Origin of the sequence: Levilactobacillus suantsaiihabitans, assembly GCF_004745505.1 — a bacterium.
Classification (GTDB): domain Bacteria; phylum Bacillota; class Bacilli; order Lactobacillales; family Lactobacillaceae; genus Levilactobacillus; species Levilactobacillus suantsaiihabitans.
On sequence record NZ_RKLX01000023.1, the window covers coordinates 1 to 25,672 of the forward strand.

Here is a 25,672-nt window from a genome sequence, read left to right on the forward strand (position 1 = left end):
AATGAAGCCGCTTAGGGTAAACGTCCATTTTATATTATTTCGAATGACAACTTGACAGGGGCCAGTACATCCGCCCCAGCGTTCCAACCCATATTTGGCGAACGGTAGGCGGCCAGTTCGCACTGTGAGACTGTAAACGACTAGCTTTGACGTTATAAGGCACATGATAATAGTAGTTTCAGCTGATTTTCGTCTTTCAACCTTCAGAACAAAAAGAAGACCAGCAAAAGACCCACGTCCCCCAAGGCGTGGGTCTTATTTTCCCCCAAAGACTCCAATGGCCAAAACTTATCCGTAGCTGCCAAGTCCACCTTCCCCCGAAGGATGGGCTGTGGCAGACTACACGTTGGAAGTGCCATAGGTTCAGTCGTTGCCCCCACAACGCCTAAACTTTACGGTCTGGTTTTCAATAAGGAATGATTTGGTTACGGCCCAAATCATTCGTGGTCAAACGACGATTGGAGCACTCCCCTAAGCGATCCAGTTAAGTGGCGGCACCAAGCGGTTTGCCGGTACTATCACGCTAGTCGTTCAACCGATGTTACGAGTTCATTATATCGAGGATTACCTAAATCGATAATCCCATAATCTAATGATTGGCTTACTAAATTTAACCTTATTCTCACCGAACGTGGTATGCTAGTGTCGTAAAGAGTAAGTGGAATTGGTCTATCTTGTTTGCAGCGGGCAGAATGGGGGAATCGCACATGCCGCGGCCGTATCACGAACGTTTAAATTTTACCATGACCTTGCCCTTGCGCGTGATTTCGCACGGGACCTGTGGACCGAAGATGGTCTTGCCTCATTGGCACCAGGCTATTGAATTGGCCTATGCCTATAAGGGGCATCCGGGCACGGTCCACATTGGGGGGTCGACCTACCACATGGAAGAGGAGCACCTGTACGTGGTGAACTCCGAAGTGGTGCACAGCTATGAGACTTTTTTAGACGAAACAAATCAGATCATCACCTTGCTGTTACCGCAAGCCTGGTTGTTCCAGGTGGTCGCAGCCAAGCAACTGCCGTTTTGGGGACCGCTGGATCTGGACCTGCGCTCGGCGCCTTACTTGGACCTGGCGCGCTCGGTCCACACGCTGGCCACCAATGCGCTGACCGAGCCCGATGACCGGGCGGATTACCTGGCCAGTCTGGGGGCGGAATACCAATTGGTGGGTGAATTGCTGAAGCATTTAACCGTCAATGGTCAGGTTAGCAGCGACCAATTGCCGTTGCCGCAGCCTTTGCGCCAGGCCGTGACCGAGATTCAAGACAACTACGGCCAACCCGTGTCGATTGCCGACATGGCGGAACGGCTCAATTATTCCAGCGTTTATTTTTCCCGCTACTTCAAGGAATACATGGGCATTTCGCCTAAGGCCTACCTGGGACAGATTCGTCTGGAGCGGGCGACGCAGCTGTTGATGACGTCGAAGACCTCGATTCAAGAGATTGCCCTGCAGACGGGCTTTCGGACCGAGAAGAACTTTTTCGTGACCTTCAAACGCCACTACCAGATGACGCCCAAGACCTACCGGGAGAAATATGCCGCCGAGCAGTCGTGGACTTAGTGTAATCATTGCTTGTTCGGGCGTTTTATGGTAAACTACCCTAACATGTCATAACGAATATGAGTTGAAACCAACGTCGCCGTTAACCTGACACGTTGGTTTTTTACGCGAAAATTACAGGAGGTATCGTTCATGTTAACCGTCAATAATGTCAGTATGCAGTTCTCCGACCGGAAGCTCTACGACGAAGTTAATCTCAAGTTCACCCCAGGAAACTGCTACGGGGTCATTGGCGCTAACGGCGCTGGGAAGTCAACGTTCCTAAAGATCATTGAGGGCAAATTGAAGCCAACCAGCGGCAACGTCTCATTGGGGCCCAACGAGCGGATGTCGAGTTTGAACCAGGACCACTTTGCCTTTGAAGACAACTTGGTCATGGACACGGTCATCCGGGGCCACAAGAAGCTTTACGATATCATGACTGAAAAGAACGCCATTTACATGAAGCCAGACTTCAGCGACGCAGACGGGATTCGGGCCGCTGAACTGGAAGCCGAATTTGGCGAAATGGGCGGCTGGGAAGCCGAAGCGGAAGCCTCCCAAATGCTGCAGGCCTTGGGCATCGACGAGTCACTCCACCAGGTGCCAATGAGCGAACTGACGGAGCCACAAAAGGTGAAGGTCCTCTTGGGCCAAGCCCTGTTCGGCCATCCCGACGTGCTGCTATTGGACGAACCGACCAACGGGTTGGACGTGCAATCCATCAGTTGGCTAGAAAACTTCCTGGCGGATTACGAAAACACCGTCATCGTCGTTTCCCATGACCGGCACTTCTTGAACCAGGTCTGCACGCACATGTGTGACGTGGACTTCGGTAAGATCACGCTGTTCGTCGGCAACTACGACTTCTGGATGGAATCCAGTGAGTTGGCGGCGCAGTTGAAGGCCAATGCCAACGCCAAGAAGGCCGACCAAATCAAGCAGCTGCAAGAATTCGTGGCGCGGTTCAGTGCCAACGCGTCGAAGTCCAAGCAGGCCACGTCGCGGAAGAAGCAATTGGAAAAGATCACGTTGGATGACATCAAGCCGTCCTCACGGAAATATCCGTTTATTAAGTTCAATCCGGAACGCGAATTGGGCAATGACTTGGTGCGCCTGGAACATGTGACCAAGGCCATCGACGGCGTGACGATTTTAAACGACGTGAGTCTGACGCTGCGGCCGGGCGAAAAGGTCGCCTTCATCAGTCGCAACGACCTGACGACCACGACCCTGATGCAAATCGTTTCCGGCGAATTGGCACCAGATAGTGGTAACGTGGTCTGGGGGCAAACGACCAGCACGACCTACCTGCCGAAGAACGTCAACGACTACTTTGCCGAAAATCAAATGACGGTCATCGACTGGCTGCGGCAATTTGCCTCCAAGGAAGAAAGTGACAACACCTTCTTGCGCGGCTTCTTAGGGAAGATGCTCTTCTCCGGGGACGACGTGAACCGCGAAGTCGATGTTATGTCCGGGGGCGAAAAGGTCCGGGCAATGTTGTCGAAGATGATGTTGAGCAAGGCCAACGTGCTGTTGCTCGATGATCCCACGAACCATTTGGATCTGGAATCCATCACCGCGTTGAACGACAGTCTGGTCGGGTTCAGTGGCAGTATCCTGTTCACATCCCATGACCACGAGTTCATCCAAACGATTGCCAACCGCATCATCGAAGTCAGTCCCAAGGGCATTGTTGACCGGGCGGACACGACTTACGATGAGTTCTTGGCTCATCAACAGGTCCAAGCCCAAGTTGCTAAGCTGTATGACGCTGAATAAATCACTTTAAAAGACAGGCGGTGTCTCGCCACAATGACCAGCACGGTCGTTGCGGCGGGGCACCGCTTTTTTTCTGAGAATGGGCCAAAAGGCGATTAGCCGGCGAGCGTTAAGGCTGCTAACCGAATAATCCGGGTCTTGGATTGTTGGGTTAGCAGTTTTAAGCGGAACCAGGCTACCTTTGGGCGCACGCTTCAGCTATGTAAAGATGATGGGGCTGGTAGCCGCAGACACTGGTTTATACAAACGGTAAGGCGGCCAGCGCGGACAACGTTAACGGCCAAGCCATTTTTAGGGCGAAACGTTGAGCGAATTAATGGCGTGCGACCCTAAAACGATAAGGGTTGTGTGACCCTATAAGTGCATGTTAAGTTGGGGTTGTAGGCGGATAGTCTAGGAGAAATGATGAGGAGGATGAACCATGACCAAGGTTGATAATGGCCCACAATCAGGGCACGTGGAACTTGATTTAGACCCACAACTGCTACAGAACGTGACGCAGGTGTACCAAAAATACGGGATGAGCGTCACCACCGCGATTCACTTGTTCTTACAACAATCGGTGAGCGACCAGGATCTGCCCTTTGATGTCGAACTGAGCCCCGAACAATTCCGAGCAGAAATTGCGCGGGAAAAGGCGGCGGGCGATACGCAGTCGCTGGCCGCCGTCGAAGCCCTGTGGCCGGATTGCCCCGATCGTTGAACGTTAAAACGGGTCCGCCGCATTGGTGTTTGCCAGTGCGGGGACCCGTTTTTGCGTTGATTTAGATTGCGTGGGGAAGGTGGCCGAATTCGAAACTAGAACAGCCGAATCAAGACGACCCCGCCAATTAACACCGCTAACCCCAACAGTTGGACGGCGACCACCGGTTTGCGTTTGGCACCGAGTAAGCCGAACTGGTCGACCAGCAGGCCTCCGGTGATTTGTCCCAGTAAGGCAAATACCACGGTCTGGCCCGTGCCGATGATGGGCGCCAGGTAGGCGTTGCCCAAAACGAAGAGTCCGCCCATGGCACCGCCTAGCCAGATCCACCACGGCTTGCCGCGGCCGACTGCGCGTTTGATCTCCTTGAAGCTCCGGTGGACGACGATCACAATAATGAGGAGGCCCAGCGTTCCAATCAGAAAGGAAATGAAGGCAGCGTGCAACGGCGAGTGAAGGACCAGCCCCAGTCGGCCGTTGATGGTGGTCTGCGTGGCGCCCAAGGCCCCGGTCACGATGCCCAGCAGACGCCAGGGCCAGGGGTTGCCGGTAGTGGCGGTCGCCGGTCGATGGGCCAATAAATCTGGCAGGGCCACGGTGATGATGATGCCGGTCAAGGCCAGAAGTAACCCGAGCACGCGCACCGCTGTTAGCGGTTGTTGCGCTGAGTGAAACCAGCCGAAATTGTCGATGACCGACCCCATGAGCACCTGCCCCAAGATGGGCATGATGGCCGTTTGCACGCCGCCGATGTGCGGGAACAACAAGATGTTGGTCGTGAGAAAAATCACGCCCAGCAGCCCACCAATCCAGATCCACCAGGGCTGAGTCGTCAGGGTGGTGGGGGTGATGCCAAAGGATTCACGTTGAACGCACATGACGATGGCTAAAAACAGGGTGCCGATGGTAAATGAGACGAATGACGCTTGATAAGGTGAGCCGATAAAGCCGCGTAGCCGTGAATTGACGGCCGTTTGTAACGAAAGAATGATACCAATAACGATTCCGATGGTGATGGGCAGCATGGCAGTTCCTCCTCGCAGATGGGGTGATCGTCGTGCCCCAAAAAAGAGGGCGCCACGAAGGTTCCCTCTAAGTATAGCTTATTTGTCGGCTAAAATCGCCAGTTCATCGATGCGTTGGAAGAAACCGTCGTGATCGACCGTGGTGACCAGCGTGATGGGCCGGCCGGTCGGCGTTTCAAAGGTGCGGCCGCGGCCTGGTCCCGTGGTCAAGACGTCGCTGGTGACCTGCTTGGTCGTGACGATGGCCGGGGTTTCACTGGCGACCGTCGTGAGCACGTCCCAGAGGAAGTACGTCGAGTTGGTTTCAAAGTGCTGGAGAGCTGGCACTAAGGCGTACCCCTGGCCGATGAAGTCGATGGCCGGGTGTTGCCGTTGGGTGGCCCAATGTTGGCGAACTGCCGGCGTCAATGGCACCTGCCGGGTACTTTCCAAGCCGACCATTTGAATGGCCAAATCGCTGTCCCAAACGGTCTTGACGGCCTCGGGGTCCCAAAAGGCGTTCCATTCGGTCGTGCCGTCTTGTTCCGGTTCGGCGACGTTACCGCGGCCGTCAAAGGTGCCGCCCATCCAGTAGAGCTTGTCGATCTTAGCGGTGATGCTGGGGTCGACGGTCAAGGCTCGGGCCAGGTCGGTGAGTGGGCCAGTCATGACCAGTGTGGTGGGGCCGTCGGTGTGAGTCACCTTGTCGATGAGGTCCAGGTGTGCCGGCTTTTCCGCAACGGGCGTGGTGATGGTGCCGGCTTCGTTGAGAATCGGCAGGGCGTCTAAACTAAAGGCGTCCAGGCGCCACTCCTTGGGAAAAGGATGCACGCCGCGCGAATCGGAAGCGGCGACGTCCAGCTGGGCGCCGTGGCCGAACCGGTCGATGATCTTACGGCTAGCGGCCAGCGCTGGTTCCAAATAGGAATCCGCACCAACCACGCCAACGCCGGTCAACCGGACGTCGGGCATCTGAAGCAGTAACAGTAAAGAAACTAAGTCATCGACGCTACCGTCGTGGTTAAAGTACACATTACGCATGAATAATCTCTCCTCTTATACCGAACATTTTCCAAAATATCTGATTTGATAGTTCATATCTTACCGAATTTGACAAGTGAATGCAAGGGGTGAGTGAAAAGATTTTTAGACAAGAATTGTGAGTTAAAATTGTGTTTTAGGGTAAAAGGATTTAATAAGAAATCGCTGATACATCAACCTGTTTACTAATATGAACGATAGGCGATAGTTGATTTTTTGATAAAGAGCTTACATAAAATTTGTAATATCCGGTGGATGTGCTGAGTGATACCAAAACGGTAAAACACGAACTTTAAACCGTTTTACCCCATGAGCAGGTGGCCCCGGCTGGCGACCGCCCCCTGACCGCGCCGCTATTGACGTTCAGCCCCACCTCGGCGTAAGCTAAGATTAAATTAGCGAGAGGGGCGGCAACATGAATTTCAAAACCAATGATGGCGTGAACATTGTCTATGATGATCAGGGGAGTGGCACGCCCATCGTCATCCTGACGGGGATCGGCGGTAGCCGCAAGATTTGGGCGGCCCAGGTGCCCGTGCTGGTAGCGGCCGGTTATCGCGTTATTAATATTGATGCTCGCAATCAGGGGGCCTCGGACCAAACCGTCCAGGGCCGGCGCATCACGCGACACGCGATGGACGTCGCGGAATTGTTGGCGGCGCTTAAGGTCGACCAGGCCATTTTGTTGGGCAACTCCTTGGGAGCGGCGACGTTCTTTGCCTACTTGTCCCTGTTTGGCGAGGCCCACGTCAAGGCCGTCATCGACGTGGATCAGAGCCCGAAGATGGTGGCCGAAGCCGGCTGGCCATACGGGTTTAAGCAGTTGACCTGGGATAACTTCCCCCAGTTATTGGCCGAGCCAATGGGCAAGTCCACTGCGGGCCGGATCGATGACGGCGTTTACGCGCAAATTCACGCGGAAAAACAAACCCACCCGTACGATGCGGCATTGAATTACCCATTGATGATCGACCACGCCGCCCAGGATTGGCGCGACGTCTTGTTGCATCTGCAGGCGCCATTTCTAATCATCGCCGGTGGCAAGTCGCCGTTCTTTAACCCCGAGTTTGCGGCCATCGCAGCCAAGCTAGCGCACCACGGCACGGCCAAAATCGTGCCGGATGCCGGACATATCGTCATGGCCGAACAGCCAGCGCAGTTTAATCAGATTTTGTTGGCTTTCTTGAAGACGCTGGATTAGCGGCGGATTGGGTAAATAAATAAAGAATACAGGTCAAATTCTCAACCGAGAATTTGACCTGTATTTTTTATTGGGCACGTTAAATTTCATTGTTAGCCGTTAAAATCCGTTGCGCAATTCCCTCGTCGATGACGAGATCTGTGATTAATTTACCGCGTAAAGCACCTAACGCCGCGTAAGTCTTAAACTTGCTTTTGATTACTGCGAAGCGTCGGGGAGTCGCCAAGACTTTTTCTAATGGAATGCCGACAACGGTATCTTCCTGAGGAATTAGGAAATTTCCCTGAATGTCGTAAGGTCGGCCGAACAACATTCCGGCAATCTGACTGGTATCAACGCCTGGGAAAATTTGGTCTTTAACGTTTTTCCAGGTAGGAATGGAGTCTATTGATGAAATCGTCCCTACGCCGCAGAACAGAAAGTCCATTCGGGAAGCGATAGTCATTGTTTTTTGTAGGGCGGGTTCTTGCGGTAGCAGTTCTCGGACAGTCTTGTTAGTGACATAAAGCGGTGCTGGTAGAGTGACATAGTCGGCTTCAAAACGCGAAGCGGCGTGCTCAACCATTCGAGTTGATCCAGCCCGCGAATTGTATTTCATGTTTTCGCCAACAAATTGTGTGAAAGTCAGGTCTTCTTGCAACTCTGAATTGAAATGCTCAATGATGCTGTGAACGGTGCTCCCCCAAGCTAGGCCGACTACTTGGCTTGCAGAGATCAGTTGCTCAATGCGTTCGGCGGCGTACGTCACGATATTATTAGCGTTCGTATCGGAGTTACCATCCCCCCGTAAGATGGCAATGTGCGGAATCCCAAAGACTTTTTTAAATTGTGTTTCAAGCTGGAAATTGCGGGAAACAGGTGCATTGATCTGGATGGAAACAATCCCAGATTTTAAGGCCTCATCCAGGTCCTTAGTGATGAGGTATCGGCTCAAACTGTATTTGCGAGCAATATCTGAGATGGCAAGATTACTGTAATAGTAGTCTTGTGCAATCAAGACTAGCAGCTCTTCGTGAGTCAAATTCTTCTCCATATGAGTAATCCTCCGCTATGAATTCATGTTCAAGATAAGTATAACATTTTAACAATTAATCCGTTGTCATCTAAGCGTTGTTAAACGTTAGTGTCAATTTGTCTAAGCCCGCTCCGGCTGATGTCTCTCAATGGGGACCGAACAGATTGGTGGAGAAAATACCAAGGACTATACACGGTTGTGAATTGGTTTTCAATCGACACCACCGGTAAGCTGTAGATGTAATCGCTTTAACGATAATTGTCCAGTGAATTTTTAAGTTGCTTGTTTAAAATTATAACTGAACATTTAGCAATTTTAAATAACTTGTTTTAAATATTTAAAAAATAAAATAAATATTTGCAAAATTTAAAAAAGCGTGTAAGATGGAACCTGTTAAAAGGTGCACGATATTTTTAAAATAAACATCATGATGTTGGCAACAGGAAGGAATGAACCGAATTGGATAAAGATGAAATCGTTGAACTCCATGAGGAAAATACTGGGGTACTCGAGATTGGCGCTGAGATGGCCGTCAACAATAAGACGGATTTGGGAAAAGCTTATACGCCAGGTGTTGCACAGATTTCCAAGGCTATTGAACATGATCCGGAATTGAAAGATAAATTGACAATGAGTGGCAAGCTAGTCGCCGTAGTCACGGACGGTTCAGCCGTTTTGGGCTTAGGCAACATTGGCCCTGCCGGTGGCTTGCCCGTCGTAGAAGGGAAGGCATTGCTCTACAAGGATTTAGCTGGGGTAAATGCTTTGCCATTGGCAGTCGATCAAGTACCAGTACCCGACTTTGTTAAGTCCATCAAGAATTTATCACTCTCATTTGCTGGGATTCATTTGGAAGACATTGCCGCACCACGTTGTTTTGAAATTGAAGAACAGTTGGCAGACCAATTAAATATTCCGGTTTACCACGATGATCAAGAAGGCACCGCAATCGTCGTTCTCGCCGGATTGATCAACGCAGCCAAAGTGGTCAATAAACCCTTGAAGGACTTAAAGGTTGTCTTGAATGGTGTCGGTGCTTCTGGTGTTGCCACTGCCAAGTTACTGAACGGAGTTGGCATGAAGAACATTACCTTGGTTGATATTGATGGTGTCGTTAAGCCAGATTCCACTGGATACAACGCATACCAAACTGGTTTGGCCAAAGAGATTGGTTTAGACGTCAACGGCAGTACGTTGGACGATGTGATTGATGATCAGGATGTCTTTATCGGTTTATCTGATGCCAATGTGTTATCTGCTAGTCAGGTTAAGCGCATGGCCCAAAATCCAATTATCTTTGCCTTGGCTAACCCTAAGCCAGAAATTGATCCACAAGTTGCCCACGATGCGGGTGCTGCAGTGATTGCCACTGGTTCCAGCCAGTATGCCAACCAAGTCAACAACATTCTGGTATTCCCTGGACTGTTCAAAGGTTTACTGCGAAGCGGATTGAAACGAGTTGATCTGGATATTGAAGCCACGGCCGCTAAGGCATTAGCTAGCTTAGTACCAGCACCAACCGCAGAACGAATCGTGCCAGGCGTCTTTGATGAGGGTGTCGTTGCCACAGTCACCAAAGCCATCATGGCAGCCGCTAAATAATTTAGTGATAAAGGAAGTTTAGACCTCATGAGTATATTTTTAACTTCAATTCAAAGTGTTCTTGCAATTGTTTTGATGATTGCAGTTGGTTACTACGGCCAGCAAAAGGGCTGGTTTGACGAAAAGTTTTCAGGTTCTTTGTCCAAGCTGATTATGAAGATTGCCTTGCCAGCTTCAATTTTCATGGCAATGATGAAATACTTCAATCCTACTAAATTAGCGACGTTGTCCATGGGTGTTATCTACACAGTAATTTCTATCTTAGTGGGTTATGTGGTTGCTTGGATTTTTGTTCGAGTCGTTAAGGTTCCACGTGGTCGTCGTGGATTAATGATGACGGCGATTAACGGTGCTAACACGGTCTTCATTGGGATGCCACTGAACGTTGCGCTGTTTGGGCAAATTTCAGTACCTTACTTACTGACGTATTATATTGTAAACACGGTTATTATTTGGACCTTAGGTGTTTGGGTAATTGCTGGGGATGACCCGACAGTTGACCGTGATGGTGGTAGCAAAGCAAACTTTGACTGGCATCATTTGATTCCAACGCCATTGTGGGGCTTCATTATCGCGTTACCGTTCATCTATATTCCTGGCTGGGAAAATGGCTTGATGAAATTGACTTTTGCTACGACTGCCTTAACGGATATTGGGGCACTGGTAACACCGCTGTCGTTGATTTATATTGGGATTATGCTGAAGCGTTTTGGGATTCTCAACATGCGCTTCGACGGCAACGTGATTTGCACATTGTTAGGACGATTCGTCATTTCACCAATTATCATGGCTATTATTATTTTCTGTGGCTTACACATTGGGGTTCACATGAACGATGTCTTCCAGCAAACCTTGATCATCCAAGCTGCCACGCCGTCATTGGCCGTTTTGCCAATCTTGGCGAATACGTACCATGGTGATGTTAAGTTTGCAACGAACATTGTGGTTTCCACGTCGGTTCTCTTTATTGTCGTGGTACCAATTATCATGGTTATTCAAAACCTTTAGTTGGGTGACGCTGACCGAATTGAAACATTAAAAAGCAATCAAGGGAAGGGGGAGATTACCAATCGAACAAGCAGTACAGACTTTGAATTTAACTGACGTAGCTGTTTTCAAGGAATGGCGAGAGTTTCTAGAGTCTTTAGGAATTACAAACTTTCAGGAAAATGAGTTGCAACAGATCGACACGACTTTAGGCATGTACAACGAACAGGGGAGCCTAATTGCGACTGGTTCTGTGGCGGGAAACGTTTTGAAGTACGTGGGTGTTTGCAATAAATTTTCTACGCAAGGTAGCCATTTTAATTCAATCGTCTCAGCCTTAATGAACTTGCTGGCTCAGCGTGGAATCTTTCACCTCTTTGTCTTCACTAAGGTTAAATACTCAGCGAGTTTCCAGCATGTCGGTTTCCATGAGTTAGCTCAGACCGATCTGGGAGCCATCCTTGAGACGGGGGATACGGATGTGAACGACTATGTCCGTCGCGTAGAAAAAGTAGCAACCGAACGACGTTTGCTTCCGGCTAAACGGGTTGGGGCCATCGTGATGAACGCTAATCCATTTACATTGGGCCACCGTTACTTAGTGGAACAAGCGGCTCAGGAAAATGAATTAGTCTACGTCTTCGTGGTCAGTGATGATGTCTCGCTCTTTACGACGGCGGAACGGTTAGCATTGGTTAAGCAGGGAACCCAGGACCTAAAAAATGTCGTGGTTGTCACTGGTGATCAGTACATGGTTAGCTATGTGACATTTCCGGCCTATTTCCTACCGACTGCGGACGAAGCCATTCAGTTCCAAACGACTCTGGATGCGCGGCTATTCCGAGATCAAATTGCACCAGCACTCCAGATTCAAACCCGTTACTTGGGGAGTGAACCGATTTCTAGAACGACCGGTATTTATAACCAAGTCCTACAAGCGGAGCTACCACCGTCCGTTGACGTCAAGGTGATTTCGCGACTGACCCATGGTGATCAGGTCATCACGGCGACGCGGGTCCGCCAAGCCATTGCTGAGAACCAGGCTGCTAGTGTTTTAGATTGGTTACCTGCAAATACAGCGGATTTTATTCAACAAAATTTAGCAACGTTACAAGCTAGAATTCAGAAAGGAATGAACATTAATGGAAATTAAGAAAACAGCGATTGCCGGAACCTTGGAATCTTCTGACATTCAGCTTACGATTTCTCGGGCCGACAGTGGCATTACCATCGACCTACAGTCAGATGTTAAAAAAGTGTTTGGTGATCAGATCGAGGCAGTGATCAAAGAAACCTTGAAGTCCCTGGATGTTACGGCTGCAAAGGTCAAAGCTGTTGACAAAGGTGCACTGGATTGTGTCATCAAAGCCCGGACGGTTGCGGCCGTTCAACGAGCTGCTGAAACAACTGACACACCAGCATGGGAGGTGCTCTAATGGCTGAGAATGAAGAACGTTTACGGCGAACGATGATGTTTGTTCCAGGGAATAACCCGGCAATGGTCAAAGACGCTGGTATCTATGGTGCCGACTCCATTATGTTTGACTTGGAAGACTCTGTGTCCTTGCCAGAAAAGGATGCTGCTCGTCTATTGGTCTATGAAGCCTTACAAACGCAAGACTACGGAGATGCCGAACTGGTTGTTCGAGTCAATGGCCAGGATACGCCATTTTATGACAACGATGTGAAGGCCATGGTCAAGGCCGGTATCGATGTTATCCGTTTGCCAAAGGCAGAATCACCAGAAATGGTCGAAAAGCTGGAAGCTGACATCGCTGCTGCTGAAAAGGAATTTGGTCGTGAAGCTGGGTCAACGCACTTGATGGCCGCTATTGAAAGTGCCAAGGGTGTGCTCAGAGCTGCCGATATCGCCGCTGCTTCTGATCGGATGATTGGGATTGCCTTGTCTGCTGAAGATTACACGACAGACATGAAGACGCACCGTTATCCTGATGGCCGTGAACTGGAATTTGCTCGGAACATGGTCTTGCATGCGGCTCGGGCTGCTGGTGTGGCAGCCTTTGATACTGTTTTCACCAACATGGATGATACGGAAGGCTTCTACCGCGAAACGGAATACATTCACCAACTTGGGTTCGACGGTAAGTCATTGGTTAACCCTCGTCAGATTCCAATGGTCAATAAGGTCTACGAACCAACGGAAGCTGAAATTAAGAATGCCAAGAATGTCATTAACGCTATTCAAGAGGCTAAGTTAAAGGGTTCTGGTGTTATCTCAATGAATGGTCAAATGGTTGACCGGCCAGTTGTTTTACGGGCACAGCGGGTAATGAAGTTAGCTACTGCGTCTCACTTAGTTGATGAGGAGGGCAATTATCTTGAAAAGTAAAGTAAATCGTGAATTACCAGATGATTTAATGAAAAAGCTTGATTACAAGCCATTCGAAACGACTGAAATTGGCAACCCAGATGTTCAACGAGTTGCGCCTAAGGTCCACGTTTCAACGGGGGATGACAAGATTGTCAGCTCAATCAAGCAAGTTGTTGCAGATACGGTCAAGGATGGTATGACCATTTCGTTCCACCACCACTTCCGGAACGGTGACTTTGTCTTTAACCAAGTGATGCGAGTCATCATTGATGCCGGGATCAAGAACCTGACTTTGGCACCATCTTCATTGACAGGTGTCATGAATGATATGGTCATCGAAGCTATTAAGGCCGGTACCATTACGAACATTACCAGTTCTGGTATGCGTGGTTCTTTAGGTGATTTTGTTTCCCATGGTGGGTTAAAGAACCCCGTTATTTTCCGTTCTCACGGGAACCGGGCCCGGGCTATCGAACATGGTGATATCAAGATTGACGTTGCCTTTTTGGGTGTGCCAAATGCTGACCGTTTAGGCAATGCCAACGGGATGGAAGGCAACGCGGTCTTTGGTTCATTAGGGTACGCCTTGATGGACGCCCAATACGCTGATAAGGTTGTCTTGCTGACTGATAACATCGTCGATTACCCGAACACACCAGCTTCTATCAAGCAAACGCAAGTGGATTACGTGGTTAAGGTCGACAAGGTCGGCGATCCTGACAAGATTGGTTCTGGTGCTACTCGGTTTACCAAAGACCCTAAGGAATTGAAGATTGCTTCAATGGTTAATGATGTCATTACCCATTCGCCTTACTTCAAAGATGGTTTCTCGTTCCAAACTGGTTCCGGTGGTGCCGCATTGGCCGTTACCCGCTACCTGCGTCAAGCAATGATTGATAACCAAATCAAGGCTTCCTTTGCTTTAGGTGGTATTACCAAACCAACGACTGATTTGCTCAACGAAGGATTGGTTAAAAAGGTAATGGATGTTCAGGACTTTGACAAGGGCGCTGCTGATTCAATGCACACCAGCGGCAATCAACAAGAAATTGATGCTTCTTGGTACGCCGATCCAGACAACAAGGGTGCTATGGTTGACCAATTGGACGTGGTCATCTTGAGTGCCTTGGAAATTGATACGAAGTTTAACGTCAACGTCATGACCGGTTCGGATGGTGTTATCCGTGGGGCAATTGGTGGTCACCAAGATGCCGCTACTGGGAAATTGACCATCATCTCTGCGCCGTTGGTTCGGGGCCGGATTGCAACGGTTGTCCCTGATGTAACGACCGTTGTTACGCCAGGAGACTCCGTTGATGTTCTGGTTACTGAATTTGGAATTGCTATTAACCCGAAGCGGACTGACTTAATCTCAGCTCTGGGCAATATTCCTGGCTTACCAGTTTACAAGATTGAAGACTTGCAAAAGATGGCTGAAAAGCGCGTTGGCAAGCCAAAACCGCTTGAATTTACGGACCGGACTGTTGCCTTGATCGAATACCGCGATGGTTCAATCATCGATACGGTCAAAGAAGTTAAGGACTAAAAGACTGATTAGGTAACAAGCGTGTTAGATTAGTAATTAGCCACTGCGACTGTACTGCCGTAGTGGCTAATTGCTATTACGTTGCGGTCAATGATAATGAATGGCACTTTTAAGGAGGAATCAGTGATGACAGTAGATATTTTTAAAACGGGTACGCGAGTTGATATTGCAACGGTTCTTGCTAATAAAGATCGGCGAGCGGCTTTTCAACAACAAGCGTTGCGGGTTGCTCCAGACCGGACTTTACTGTCAATTAAGTTAAATATTCCTGGCCCCATTAAGAATAACGAAGCCATCACGTTCCTGTTTGAACAGGGCATTCAAGTCCTTTCGGCGTTGTTAAAGAAGGAGAATATCGTGGTTCAGCAATTAGCCCATTGGCAGGGCGTCACCGGTAATGAGCTCTTCTTACAGACACCAATATCAGCACGAACTGTGAAACGAGTTGCGGCCAGTTTTGAAGATAGCTCTCCTTTAGGCAGAATCTTTGATGTGGACGTCCTGGATGGAACGGGCCACTCTTGGTCACGGACAGAGCTTGGTGCAGACGTCCGGCGCTGTTTTATCTGTAATCGTCCCGCCAAGGAGTGTGCCCGTTCCCGGCGCCATACTGTCGTCGAGTTACAGAACTATATTTCTGACTTATACCAAAAGACATTGACCACAAAGGAGTAGACAACACGTGACAACGACTAAGACCACTTCAACTTTAGCAATGGATGCTGTTCGGGCAATGCTGTACGAGGTGTCAGTGACACCAAAGCCCGGCTTGGTAGATCCAGCTTCGCAGGGACCGCATCCTGATATGACGGTATTCACCTTTATTGACAGTGCGCTTAGTCTACTTCCTTATTTTGAAAAGTGTGTCGCAATGGGGCTAGCCTTTGACGGGGATGAGCTGACCGAGTTATTTCAGCAAATTCGGCCGCTGGGCGTTCGTGCGGAGCAAACCATGCGGACCGCTACCAATAATGTGAATACCCACAAGGGTGCCATCTTTTCTTTGGGAATTTTGGTCACCGCAAGTGCTTATGCGGATAAGCAAGGGGTTGAGTTACGGTCAACTGTTCAGACAATGCTCCATGGCTTGACGGCACACGACTTCGATGGTTTAGCCGAAAAGTCGCGTGACCAGTTAACGGCTGGAGAAAAACTATACTTGCGTGACGGCATTACTGGTATTCGGGGGGAAGCAGAAGCTGGGTACCCCACGACGTTTAATATTGCTCTGCCTGCCTTGCGACAAAGCACGGGGACACTCAATCAGCGACTCTTGGATACCTTGCTCACAATTGTTGCGAATACTACAGATACTAATTTGGTGAAGCGCGCTGGCAATGCCGAAATCATTCCCTGGGCTCATGCACAAGCACAAGCCTATCTAGCAAATGGCGGGAGTAAAACACCAGCTGGCTGGGAGAAGTTGCTTGAGCTTAATCGTATTTTTGAGCGAGATAATTTGAGCCTGGGAGGATCTGCTGACTTGCTGATATTGACGGCCTTTTTAGGGTTAAGAGAAGGTATTATTCAAAACGATAGTTTCAATCTATAGCCTAATACGTTTTTGAGTGGGTCTGGGGAAATTCTCCAGGCCCATTTTTGGCGGACGGTAGGTTGCCAGTGTGATGCTAGGTTGCCCCCCGTTTAGCCAGAATTAAGAAACTCCACGTATACTAAAGCCTAAGTTAACCACCAAGCAGTTAACAGAAAGGATGAGTGTCAGGTGAAACCAGTCCGTCAAGGTCCGAAACATTGGCTAGCCCTGCTGACCGCCGGCATCTTGCTCTTCGCCGGTGGCGGGGGGACGGGGTACATGCTCGGCCAGCAACAGGCCAAGTCCGCGCAACCCACGCAACTGAAAAACGCGCCGAAGGGGAAACGGCCAGCTGGCGCCCCGAGTGGCATGCCAAGTCAAAGCAGCAGTAGCAACTAGCCCCGTCAGTAGCGCCCCGTGAGACGTTGCGGGTGGGAGCCGACCCATTAAAATGCAAATAAAAACGAGCCTGGGAAAAAATTCCCAGGCTCGTTCGCTTTGCCTTTACATAGCTGAAACGTGCGCCAAAAGGCAGCCGGTTCCGCTTAAAACGACTAACCAAATAATCCAAACCCAGGATTATTCGGTTAGCCGCCTTAACGCTCGCCGGCTAATCGCCTTTGGGCCCACGCTCATTTTACTTTATTTCATGGCAGGCTTGATTTCGTTTAACTTAACGGTAGCGCTACCCGGATACAATGCCATTCGTTGGGCCCGGTAGCTCCAGTCGCCGTGCTTGAAGTGGGTCCGGTCGACGTCAAAGACGATTTGGTTGGTCTTGCGGTTGACCTCGACGAACTCGCTGCGTTTCCCGTTGCTGGCGTAACCAAAGCCAATCAGCGTGTTGTGGCGACCGACAGCGTAACTACTGCCGACGATGTTGGTGAAGTTGCGTTGGCCCAGGGATTTCCCGAAGCTCCAGGTCTTGGTGACCGTGTACTTCAGTTGGTCGATGGACACGATTTCCCCGGCCGACCATTTCTTGGATTGCTTGGTCTTGCCCCGCGTGACCGGCACGTTGTTGTCATAGAACTCCAGGGCAATCGATTCGCCCTTGTTCTTGCGCTTGTGAATGATGTTGACGGCGTGTTGGCCCCCGCTGTAGCGGAAATGCTTGGTCGTGGGCTGCAGCAGGTAGGCCTGGTAGCGTTGCGGCAGCTTTTCCGGCGCGGCTAAGATCCACTGCAGTTTGGTCGTCTTGTAATTGATGGCAAAGATCATATCCTGATTACGCCCGGAAACGATCAGCTCGTCGCGTTGGGGATCGTAGACCATCGAGTTTTGGTGGAACCAGTCGATCTTCCCGTCGGCCCGGTGCGTCCCGTCGTACTTGGTGTAAGCCGATTTCGGCAAAATACGCTTGAGGTCAATGACCTTGACGATTTTGGCCGTCTTGTAGTCGATCTCAATCATGGTGTCTTCCACGTACTTACTGCTGCCGTCGTCGACCGTCAAGAGCAGGTTGCGGTTGGGCAGCTGGATGGCGTCGTGGTGAATCACCGTGTTGGTCGCTAACTTACTGTGGTCCTGGCGCGTCGGAAATTGGCCTTCGAAATTGTACTGGCGGTAAACGCGACCGTAAAAGTCGGTCTCCCGGAGCGCGTTGTATTTATGCTCGCTAGCCGAAATCTTGGTCAGAATCAACAGGTGGTTGTTGGCCAGGCGTTTGAACACGTGGGAAATGGGGTTGGTGCTATACCAGCGGACCTGACCGCGGGCGTCCAAGCCATACGTGGTGCCCTGACTGGAGACGGCAAACGTCAACCAGTTATTACCCTTACCCAGTGCCATCTTCTTGGGGTGGCTGGTCTTGAGCGTGTTCTTGCCGATGCCGTGTGGCGCCTTGCCCGTTTTCAGGGTGTAGGTGGCGTAGCTCTTATGGCCATTTTTCTGGGTAAACGTCAGCGTGACCCGATTGGTCCGGTTGGCGTACAGGCCGAGGACCCCAATCGAATGGGCGGTCCGGTAGCCAGCCACGTGTTTGGTCAACGTCGTCTTCGGCGTATCGCCGTGAACGGTCAGCTTGACCTTGGTCGCCGCGGCCGTCTTGACCAAGATCAGCCCAGATAGTGGCGAAGTTTTATAAGGATTGACGATGACCTTGGCGTGCGTGATGCCTGGCTTGACGTGGCGCAGGTCCTCACGGTAGGCTGCGTTAAGCTTGTTGGTGGCCGTCGTGTTCTTGGTCGATACGGCCGGCCGCAAATTGAGCTTGATTTGGTTGGTCGACAGAATGTTTTTCTTGGCATAATGTTGATGGACCAACAAAAGCCGCCGAACGTTGTGCCGCTCATGGTAGGCGGTCGCTCCGCCGCCAATCACTAGCACGACCAGTACGCCCAGCGTAATCTTCCAAAACTTTTTCATGATATGTAAAAACTCCTCAAATATTTTCCGTGTTAATCACGAGTAAATGCTCTTGCCATTTTAGCAATTATTTTATAAAAATTCAACCGGACCCCCGTGTGACGGCTTTTTCCCGGGGACGGTAGGCGGGGGATGAAAACAGCACCTCCACCAGTGGCTACGGATTGCGCGTTTCGATAATCCAGATGAAGGCCTGTTCTTTTAAGGGGCAATGGGTTAAGTAAAGTTAATTGTGCACCACCCTATCGTCAGGGGCCGAAATCTTGTATACTGTTCCTATCAAGATGAGATGGGCGCTGCCTGTCGGGAGGAGTACGTATGGATAAGCAAGATCGGGTGAACTTTAAATTAGGGGCCAAACAACAGGTTTCCAACAATTTTAAATTCTACCTACTACTATCAATTTTATGGATGGCGATGCAGTGGATCGGCGGGAGCATGTATGCCCGTGACCTGAACTGGGCCGAACGCGTCTTAAGCGATGGCAGCGCTACGGTTGGCTGGAATGGCTTCTTCTCGTTTGCTGGGTTGTTCTTTTTGGTGGCCAGCATGTTGCGGATGGGGGTTCGCTTGACCATGATCGACCTGGACCGGGGCAAGATCGAAGCCGACAACCCGATTCAGCGGTCATTTGCGCTCTTTGACAAGGGCCAGTACTTCCTGGGGTGGATCTTCATCAGCATTCTGACGGGGATTTTCGTGGCGCTGTGGTCACTGCTGTTCGTTTTCCCAGGGATCATCAAGGCCTACGCCTATTCGCAAGCCTTCTACATTTACCGGGATGCGGTCGACCGCGGTGAAAAAATGACGGCGTTAGAGGCCATCACGGCATCGCGAAAATTAATGGACGGCAACAAGGCGTTTCTGTTCATCATGGACTTGAGCTTCATCCTCTGGTTCATGGTGGAGGCCATAACGTTCAATATCGCCGGTCTGTTTGTCAATCCGTACTACGACCTCACGCGGGCCAAGTTCTACAACCAGCTGGTCGTGCGGGAACAAGACGTTCCGGGCGGCACACAGTTTACAGCGCCTGGCCATGAGTCTGAAAATTAATGACGATCGTGAAAAGACTTGCCGCGGGCAGGTCTTTTTTGGTTAGTGATGGGGATTGGTGGGTTGCAGTTACGTATGGTCAACCTGGTCGCCTACCCGGGGTGAAATTAACGTGTTGATTCCCGGAGTGGTGGGGTTGTGTCCACTAGGATTGGTGAAACTAGGCGCCGGTATCAGCTGGAATTCTGGCTATTTTAGGGAACAACTTCCTCCGGCTGATTTTGGCAAGTTGACGGCTATCGGGAACATTGCATGTAGCTGATAAATTAATTGCTACCAAGGGTTAAACCAATTGTTATTGATAACCACCTCTGTAGCCGAGAGCTCGCCAAATATGGGTTCAGCCGTGGGAGTTCTCTTAGCGGCGTGGGCCATGCCGCTTAGGGAACTGGCGTCTTTGAGACGTGTCCTTCGGCTCAAAGCGAGGCGTCGAGACCGTCCTTTGGCTCGACCCGTCCGCCCCAGCGTTCCAACCCATATTTGGCGAACGGTAGGCGATCAGTATTAACTATGAAGCGGTCAACAACCGAATTTAACGCCATGAGTCACATGCTAACACAAGGTTTAGCCATTAAATCAAGGCCATTCGTTAAACCAGCAGCGAAAAAAGCTTGCCAAATCGAGTGTACTAGGTATAATAGTACACACAGGACACGTAGCCAAACACCAAGGGGTGAACCAAATATGCAAATGAATGACTCCAGCCTGCCGTACTACGAACAGCTGGTTTGGCGGGTCAAGCAACAGATCGTCCAGGGCATTTTGAAGCCGGGGGACCGGTTGCCGTCGGTCCGCGATATGGCGCGGCAAGAGCAGCTGAACCCCAACACGGTCAGCAAGGCTTACAAGCAATTGGAAACACAACAGGTGATCACCACCGTTCACGGTAAGGGCACGTATGTCCGCGAAACCGCAACGGCGCCGGGAGATTCGGCCCAAGTGGTCGCCAGTAAAAAACAACTTTTAACGTTACTCACGGAGATTCGCTACCTGGGGGTGCCCCTGGACGAGGTCGTGAGTTGGATCAAACAGGCATATGAGGGGGTAGAGCAGTGACCTTACAGGTGAAGCAATTAAGCAAGCAAATCAATAAACACCAAATCATTTCGGACGTGACCTTTAACTGGGCACCGGGCGAAATCATTGGCTTGGTCGGCAGAAACGGCGTCGGTAAGACCACCTTGTTTCGGACGATGGTCAACCATTACGTGGCCGATGCGGGACAGGTGTTGGTGGATGACCACCCCATCCAGCAGGCGCCCACGCGGCAACGCGAGATTTTCTTCTTAGACACGCAGTACAATTTTTTGAGCAATTATAGTTTAAAGGAACTGCCAGATTTCTACAGCCTGGTGTATCCCAAATTCGACCGGCAACGGTACGGCGAGCTGTTACGGCATTTTGACCTGAACGCTGGCGACCAGTACCGGCGGTTATCCAAGGGGATGCGGGCGATGGTCAACATCATTTTGGCGTTGACGTCTAACGCGACGTACCTCATTTTGGACGAACCCTTTGACGGGCTGGACGTGATCGTGCGCGAAAATATTGCGACCATGGTGATTGATGAGGTGGCCGATCAGCGCAAGGGGTTCTTGATTTCCTCGCATGATTTAAACGAGCTGGACGGCCTGAGCGACCGTGTCTTGTTGCTCAAGGACAGTCAACTGGCTCACGATTACAATCTGGAAGCCATCCGGGAAACGGCCAAGAAGATTCAGCTGGTCTTGCCGGACAAGACAATTCCGGCGGTGCTCAAGGAACACAGCCACCTGATTCGCGTTTCCGGACGCGTGTTGGTGGTCGTCATCACGGACTACACCGACGCCATCGACCAGCAGTTGCGGGCACTGCATCCCGTCTTGTTGGAAGAATTGCCGTTGACACTCGAAGACCTGTTCCGAGCGAACTTGGCGCACGATACAGGCTATCAATTACTCAAGTAGGGGGTAGGGACTTTGCAAAATCAAGTAACGAAATTAATCTGGCGACGACACCGCCGGACGTTTGTGCTGGCGGGGCTCCTTTCTATGCTGGTCGCGGTGGCTAATGACCTGATCACCCTGCACGGATTGAACCAGACGCAGGGACACTATGAATTGGTGAAGGCCAGCATCAATCACTGGGAAGTGTATAATACCAGCAACTTTCCGGCGTATTCCTTTTGGTTGTTGATTGTGGCCTGGCTTCTCGGCCTGGTGTTAATGAATCAGGACCTGACGGATAACTTTAATCAATTCTTATTCAGTAGCGGCTTTTCCCGTCAGCGGGTCTATTGGACCAAGTTGTGGCAGGGCCTCCTGGCAATGCTGGTCATTGTCAGCTTGACGCTGGCCGTGCAGTATGGTATTTTTTGGGTCAGTCTTCCGGCCAGAATCGGGTTTCATCTCGCCTGGCCGGGACTGATTACCTCGTGGGGCTATGGCTTGGCCGGCTCACTGGGGATGTTTGCGATGTGTTGGTTTGCGGCCCTGATCGTGGGGCAGACCGGCGCCTTAGTCGTGACCCTCATTGGGTTCACCCTGTCACTGTCCGGCGTGGCCGCTATCTTTGAACAACTGGATAGCAACGGTGGTCTGGGATGGAACTTAAGCGGCGCCCAAGTGGCTTGGCTATCTGCCGGGTCCTGGGTCATGGCGGCCCTGATCCTATTCATCTGGGGCGCGTACCTGTATCAGCACCTCTCGCTGGAACACAATGGCGAATATCTGCTGTTCCCAGGTTTGCGCGTGCCCGTTTACATCGTGTTCGTCGTGTACGTGACCGGCATCAACGGGTTCAACGGGACGGATACGTACAGCACTATCATCAGCTTCTTGGTCTCCGCCGCCTTCGGGTATTTCTGGCTCTGGCGGCCCGGCATCATGGCCAAGTGGCATCGGTGGCGCTCACAACGCGAAGGCTAGAGAGTAAGTCGGCGTAGGGTTCAAACGCACAACGGGTAGTCCACGGATTACCAAGGGGAGTGACCAGTGGCGTTGGGGAACGCTACTGGCAAATGAAAATGGTGTTCCTGACTGTCAAGACAGTTGGGAACACCATTTTTTGTTGAATTTGATTTTAGCAATGTTGCTGGAGCGGCTATTCTTCCGTTACCAGTTAAGTTGCGGCTGGGCCACCGCAACGACAGTCTCGTCAGCCAGCTGGCGCCTAAGGTCAAGTCCGGTGCAAGTACCAGTCGTAAATGGCGTGGGCCGCGTCGGCGTGGAGGTAGCGCAGCTCGATGGCCTGGTTGTGGTTGCCGTGGCGGATGTTGACTACCAGGTGGGCCAGGTGCGTGCGTTTCATCCAAATCGACCGGGTCAGTTTCATCGACTGAATCTTTTCGGTGGGAATGTAGTACAGTTCTCGTTCCCAGAAGTGGCCGGTCTGTAACGCCAATAGCTGTGGGGATAATCGGGCGCCGGCCGTATTCTTAGCGGCAAAGCGACCCTGTAGCGCGGCAATCGGCAAAAGCAGCAGGCTGATCCAGCCCCAACTGGGCCATACCCACCACAACAGGGCGATGGGCACCGCGACGACCAGCATGGTATTGCGAATTTGATACCAACTGCGGGCGACGTGCAGGGCGGACAGGTCCGGTTGGTGGTCCGGTAGCCACTGAATAAACGGCTGCATGGTGTCGTAGACGATGGCGTTGTCGATCACCGGCATCACGACCAGGTCGTTGTCGTCGTCATCGCTGGCGGCCTTGGAGGCCACGAGAACTTGCACGGTTTGGAGTCGCAGCCATTGCCGGAGGATATTTTGCTTGATCCGGACCCCCTGTAAGCGGTCGAGCGGCGCCGTGACCGTGTTGCGTTGGAACAATCCCTTGGCCGTGACCAGTTGGTGGCCGGCACGGGACAGTTCGAAATGGTAGTAGCGCGTCAGGGTCCACAGAAAAGCGCCCAGCCAGGCAATCAAGATGATGACGATGGCCCCGCCAATCAACAAGGTCAGTCCCAAGTGACTGGCATCGTTGACTAACGCGTCAGTCACGTTGCGGGGAACCTTGTCGTATAGGCCTAATAGGACCAATAGAAACGGAATGAAGATCAGCGAGGTCAGGCCGAATTTGACCAGGTCCCGGTAATTGATTTGATAATACGCAGCCGGGGTGTCAGTGACGGCCGCTGGTGCGGTGGTGGGGGTTGCGTCGTCGGTCGTCGGGTCTGGGGCGGACGTTGCCGCCGGGGCCTGCCGGTAGTGGTTGATCTGTTGAGCCACCGTGATGGGGACCGCGGCCAACCGGGCTTCCGGGGCGCTGTCGCTGTGACTGGCCGTTTCGATCAGGACCTCTTCTAGCTTAAACGGGCGCAGGTAGAACCACTGCTTAGATTGGACCGTTTGGATGCGGGCGTAGGGGATGTGCTCGTGGTGCCGCACGAAGACGCCGGAGTGGACCACCACCGCGTCGGGCGCGACCACGTAGGTCAACGTCAGCCATTTGGCGAGTGGCCAAACGAAGAAGGCGATGATTAAAATAATCATAATGCCCCAGAACCAAATCGAGGTGTGGTCGTGATTGGTGAATACCAGAATCAGTAAAAACCAGTAGTCCTTGATGGATTTGGCGATGTGTTGGAGCAGGCCCAATGGATGCGTGCGTTTAGGCTTGGTCATGGCGCGCCTCCTGCGCCAACCGCATGATTTGTTCACGGAGGCGCTCAGCTTCGGGGAGTTCTAGCCCTTCGATGTCGTGGCTAGTGGATGCGGTCGCAATCGAGACCTTGGTCAATTTTTGCCACTGCAGCAGCGGGCCGGCGTTTAACGTGACGTTTTGCACCCGGGCAATCGGGATGGCGACGCGTTTTTGGAAAATGAACCCAGCTTGCATTTCCACCGCCAGGTCCGTGATGTGATAGCGGGTGAACCGGTAGCGGTACGGGATCAGGGCGGCTTCGATGAGCGGCTCGATGACCGTGAGAATCAGGGCAAAGACGGTGATCCAAATGGACCAATCCCAGTAATGGTGCGTCAGCCAGAGCAAGCCGCTGATGACCAGCAGGGCGCCCAGGCTGCCCAGGGCGCTAATGCCCCAGATGCGCTTAATGCGGGGTGGTAATTGATGGTTGGTTGATGGCATGAAATAACTCCTCCCTTGAGTGGTAGTCTAAGTGTAGCAGGCCGGTGAATCCTTGACAATGGTTGGGTGAAAACAGTTAGGTACTTAACCAAAATCGGCGTCAACGGTTAGTCCCATCAGACGAAAAAGTCTGTCAGCGGTTACGGTCCGGACCAGTAGGGTGTCAAACGTTTAACCTGACGCAGCGTGGTCAAAATGAGGATTGACGCAACCTGGTGGACCCCGTATAATAGCTAACAACAACCAAATCGTCCTTTTAATTTAGTCCCGTGAGGCTAACAAAGGTCCGGTAGTCACTTAATTTTAATGTGCGCTAGCGGCCTGACTCCTTGCGGGATCCGGCCGCTTTTTTCATGGCCGACGGTTGTAAAGAAAAGTAGGAGGAGTTTTTTTCATGGCACAAATTTACGTCGCAAGTCCATTCTTCAGTCCCGAACAGGTCGACCGGGTCAAACGCCTGGAGGCCGCCTTAGAGGCCAACCCCACGGTCAAAGATTTCTACTCCCCGCGGTTGCACCAAGACGCTGCCAACGAACAGTTTACCAAGCCATGGGCCACGGAGATCTTCCACCGCGACATGGACCAAATCGCGGCCGCAGACGTCATTGTGACGGTCATCGACTTTGAGGCCAAGAACCTGGACTCGGGGACCGCTTACGAACTGGGCGTGGCCACGATGAGTCACAAGCCCATCCTGGCCTTACAAGAAAAGGACGAGGCGGTCAACCTGATGATCACCGAAAGCCTGCACTGGTACACCAAGGCGGTCGACGACTTCAAGACGTATGACTTCAACACCTTGCCGAAGGGCGAATTCGTCGGCGAAATCCTGTAAGCTGGTCACCTGGAGTTGCCTGGGGCTACGGGGAGCCTGCGTCAGCCAG

24 protein-coding genes are annotated in these 25,672 nt (G+C 51.4%); 18 read left to right on the top strand and 6 right to left on the bottom strand.

Annotated elements, in window-relative coordinates; translation table 11 throughout:
• Nucleotides 1–707 precede the first annotated feature (707 nt).
• The 3 genes from EGT51_RS10910 to EGT51_RS10920 all read left to right on the top strand — a co-directional run bounded on the left by EGT51_RS10910 (nucleotide 708) and on the right by EGT51_RS10920 (nucleotide 4,035).
• Nucleotides 708–1,568: an AraC family transcriptional regulator gene (locus EGT51_RS10910; protein ID WP_135368738.1), complete on the top strand. Its 861-nt coding sequence runs from the start codon at nucleotides 708–710 to the stop codon at nucleotides 1,566–1,568.
• Nucleotides 1,569–1,700: 132 nt separating this feature from the next.
• Nucleotides 1,701–3,332 (top strand): ABC-F family ATP-binding cassette domain-containing protein, encoded by a 1,632-nt coding sequence (locus EGT51_RS10915; protein WP_135368739.1) that lies wholly within the window; start codon nucleotides 1,701–1,703, stop codon nucleotides 3,330–3,332.
• Between the two features lie 421 nt (nucleotides 3,333–3,753).
• A complete protein-coding gene (locus EGT51_RS10920; protein WP_135368740.1) occupies nucleotides 3,754–4,035 on the top strand; it encodes a type II toxin-antitoxin system RelB/DinJ family antitoxin in 282 nt (93 codons plus the stop codon).
• Nucleotides 4,036–4,130: 95 nt separating this feature from the next.
• Here the strand turns inward: EGT51_RS10920 and EGT51_RS10925 are convergent, their stop codons facing one another.
• Together EGT51_RS10925 and EGT51_RS10930 are read right to left on the bottom strand one after the other, a co-directional pair.
• Entirely contained in the window at nucleotides 4,131–5,060 is a 930-nt protein-coding gene (locus EGT51_RS10925; protein WP_135368741.1) for a DMT family transporter, read from the bottom strand.
• Nucleotides 5,061–5,138: 78 nt separating this feature from the next.
• The gene (locus EGT51_RS10930) at nucleotides 5,139–6,080 is read right to left on the bottom strand and encodes a nucleoside hydrolase (RefSeq protein ID WP_135368742.1); all 942 of its coding nucleotides are present in this window, start codon (nucleotides 6,078–6,080) and stop codon (nucleotides 5,139–5,141) included.
• Nucleotides 6,081–6,495: 415 nt separating this feature from the next.
• Between EGT51_RS10930 and EGT51_RS10935 the strand changes: the two genes are divergently transcribed.
• Nucleotides 6,496–7,281 carry an alpha/beta fold hydrolase gene (locus tag EGT51_RS10935; RefSeq protein WP_135368743.1) on the top strand — a complete coding sequence of 262 codons (786 nt, stop codon included), beginning with the start codon at nucleotides 6,496–6,498 and terminating at the stop codon, nucleotides 7,279–7,281.
• Between the two features lie 79 nt (nucleotides 7,282–7,360).
• Here EGT51_RS10935 and EGT51_RS10940 read toward each other — a convergent pair whose 3' ends face one another.
• Nucleotides 7,361–8,314, bottom strand: coding sequence for a sugar-binding transcriptional regulator (locus EGT51_RS10940; RefSeq protein WP_135368744.1), 954 nt, complete (start codon nucleotides 8,312–8,314; stop codon nucleotides 7,361–7,363).
• A 441-nt stretch (nucleotides 8,315–8,755) separates the two neighbouring features.
• On the opposite strand from EGT51_RS10940, the gene EGT51_RS10945 reads away from it, so the two are divergent.
• The 9 genes from EGT51_RS10945 (at nucleotide 8,756) to EGT51_RS10985 (ending at nucleotide 16,696) form a co-directional block, all read left to right on the top strand.
• Complete coding sequence (locus tag EGT51_RS10945) at nucleotides 8,756–9,898, top strand: NAD(P)-dependent malic enzyme (RefSeq protein ID WP_225428726.1); 1,143 nt, start codon at nucleotides 8,756–8,758, stop codon at nucleotides 9,896–9,898.
• Between the two features lie 27 nt (nucleotides 9,899–9,925).
• Nucleotides 9,926–10,906, top strand: coding sequence for an AEC family transporter (locus tag EGT51_RS10950; RefSeq protein WP_135368745.1), 981 nt, complete (start codon nucleotides 9,926–9,928; stop codon nucleotides 10,904–10,906).
• 61 nt (nucleotides 10,907–10,967) lie between these two features.
• A complete protein-coding gene (gene citC, locus EGT51_RS10955; protein WP_135368746.1) occupies nucleotides 10,968–12,038 on the top strand; it encodes a [citrate (pro-3S)-lyase] ligase in 1,071 nt (356 codons plus the stop codon).
• A complete protein-coding gene (citD, locus tag EGT51_RS10960) occupies nucleotides 12,028–12,321 on the top strand; it encodes a citrate lyase acyl carrier protein (RefSeq protein ID WP_135368747.1) in 294 nt (97 codons plus the stop codon). The genes citC and citD overlap by 11 nt, the downstream gene beginning before the upstream one ends.
• Nucleotides 12,321–13,235: a citrate (pro-3S)-lyase subunit beta gene (citE, locus tag EGT51_RS10965; RefSeq protein ID WP_135368748.1), complete on the top strand. Its 915-nt coding sequence runs from the start codon at nucleotides 12,321–12,323 to the stop codon at nucleotides 13,233–13,235. The genes citD and citE overlap by 1 nt, the downstream gene beginning before the upstream one ends.
• A complete protein-coding gene (gene citF, locus EGT51_RS10970) occupies nucleotides 13,225–14,763 on the top strand; it encodes a citrate lyase subunit alpha (protein WP_135368749.1) in 1,539 nt (512 codons plus the stop codon). The genes citE and citF overlap by 11 nt, the downstream gene beginning before the upstream one ends.
• A gap of 126 nt (nucleotides 14,764–14,889) precedes the next feature.
• Entirely contained in the window at nucleotides 14,890–15,438 is a 549-nt protein-coding gene (gene citX / locus EGT51_RS10975; RefSeq protein ID WP_225428728.1) for a citrate lyase holo-[acyl-carrier protein] synthase, read from the top strand.
• A 7-nt stretch (nucleotides 15,439–15,445) separates the two neighbouring features.
• Nucleotides 15,446–16,315, top strand: coding sequence for a triphosphoribosyl-dephospho-CoA synthase CitG (citG, locus tag EGT51_RS10980; protein ID WP_225428729.1), 870 nt, complete (start codon nucleotides 15,446–15,448; stop codon nucleotides 16,313–16,315).
• Between the two features lie 171 nt (nucleotides 16,316–16,486).
• Complete coding sequence (locus tag EGT51_RS10985) at nucleotides 16,487–16,696, top strand: hypothetical protein (protein WP_135368751.1); 210 nt, start codon at nucleotides 16,487–16,489, stop codon at nucleotides 16,694–16,696.
• 243 nt (nucleotides 16,697–16,939) lie between these two features.
• On the opposite strand, the gene EGT51_RS10990 is transcribed toward EGT51_RS10985, so the two are convergent.
• Nucleotides 16,940–18,664 carry an aryl-sulfate sulfotransferase gene (locus EGT51_RS10990; RefSeq protein ID WP_135368752.1) on the bottom strand — a complete coding sequence of 575 codons (1,725 nt, stop codon included), beginning with the start codon at nucleotides 18,662–18,664 and terminating at the stop codon, nucleotides 16,940–16,942.
• 318 nt (nucleotides 18,665–18,982) lie between these two features.
• Between EGT51_RS10990 and EGT51_RS10995 the strand changes: the two genes are divergently transcribed.
• From EGT51_RS10995 to EGT51_RS11010, 4 genes are all read left to right on the top strand, one after another.
• On the top strand, nucleotides 18,983–19,720 hold the full coding sequence (locus EGT51_RS10995; RefSeq protein WP_135368753.1) for a DUF975 family protein: 738 nt from the start codon (nucleotides 18,983–18,985) through the stop codon (nucleotides 19,718–19,720).
• A gap of 684 nt (nucleotides 19,721–20,404) precedes the next feature.
• Entirely contained in the window at nucleotides 20,405–20,776 is a 372-nt protein-coding gene (locus EGT51_RS11000) for a GntR family transcriptional regulator (RefSeq protein ID WP_125576482.1), read from the top strand.
• Complete coding sequence (locus tag EGT51_RS11005; RefSeq protein ID WP_135368754.1) at nucleotides 20,773–21,666, top strand: ATP-binding cassette domain-containing protein; 894 nt, start codon at nucleotides 20,773–20,775, stop codon at nucleotides 21,664–21,666. Before EGT51_RS11000 ends, EGT51_RS11005 begins: the two co-directional genes overlap by 4 nt.
• 12 nt (nucleotides 21,667–21,678) lie before the next feature.
• On the top strand, nucleotides 21,679–22,626 hold the full coding sequence (locus EGT51_RS11010; protein WP_135368755.1) for an ABC transporter permease: 948 nt from the start codon (nucleotides 21,679–21,681) through the stop codon (nucleotides 22,624–22,626).
• 250 nt (nucleotides 22,627–22,876) lie between these two features.
• Here the strand turns inward: EGT51_RS11010 and EGT51_RS11015 are convergent, their stop codons facing one another.
• Both EGT51_RS11015 and EGT51_RS11020 read right to left on the bottom strand, forming a co-directional pair.
• Nucleotides 22,877–24,325, bottom strand: coding sequence for a PH domain-containing protein (locus EGT51_RS11015; RefSeq protein WP_135368756.1), 1,449 nt, complete (start codon nucleotides 24,323–24,325; stop codon nucleotides 22,877–22,879).
• Nucleotides 24,312–24,788, bottom strand: coding sequence for a PH domain-containing protein (locus EGT51_RS11020; RefSeq protein ID WP_135368757.1), 477 nt, complete (start codon nucleotides 24,786–24,788; stop codon nucleotides 24,312–24,314). The genes EGT51_RS11015 and EGT51_RS11020 overlap by 14 nt, the downstream gene beginning before the upstream one ends.
• A gap of 394 nt (nucleotides 24,789–25,182) precedes the next feature.
• On the opposite strand from EGT51_RS11020, the gene EGT51_RS11025 reads away from it, so the two are divergent.
• On the top strand, nucleotides 25,183–25,623 hold the full coding sequence (locus tag EGT51_RS11025; protein WP_135368758.1) for a nucleoside 2-deoxyribosyltransferase: 441 nt from the start codon (nucleotides 25,183–25,185) through the stop codon (nucleotides 25,621–25,623).
• The last annotated feature ends 49 nt before the right edge of the window (nucleotides 25,624–25,672 follow it).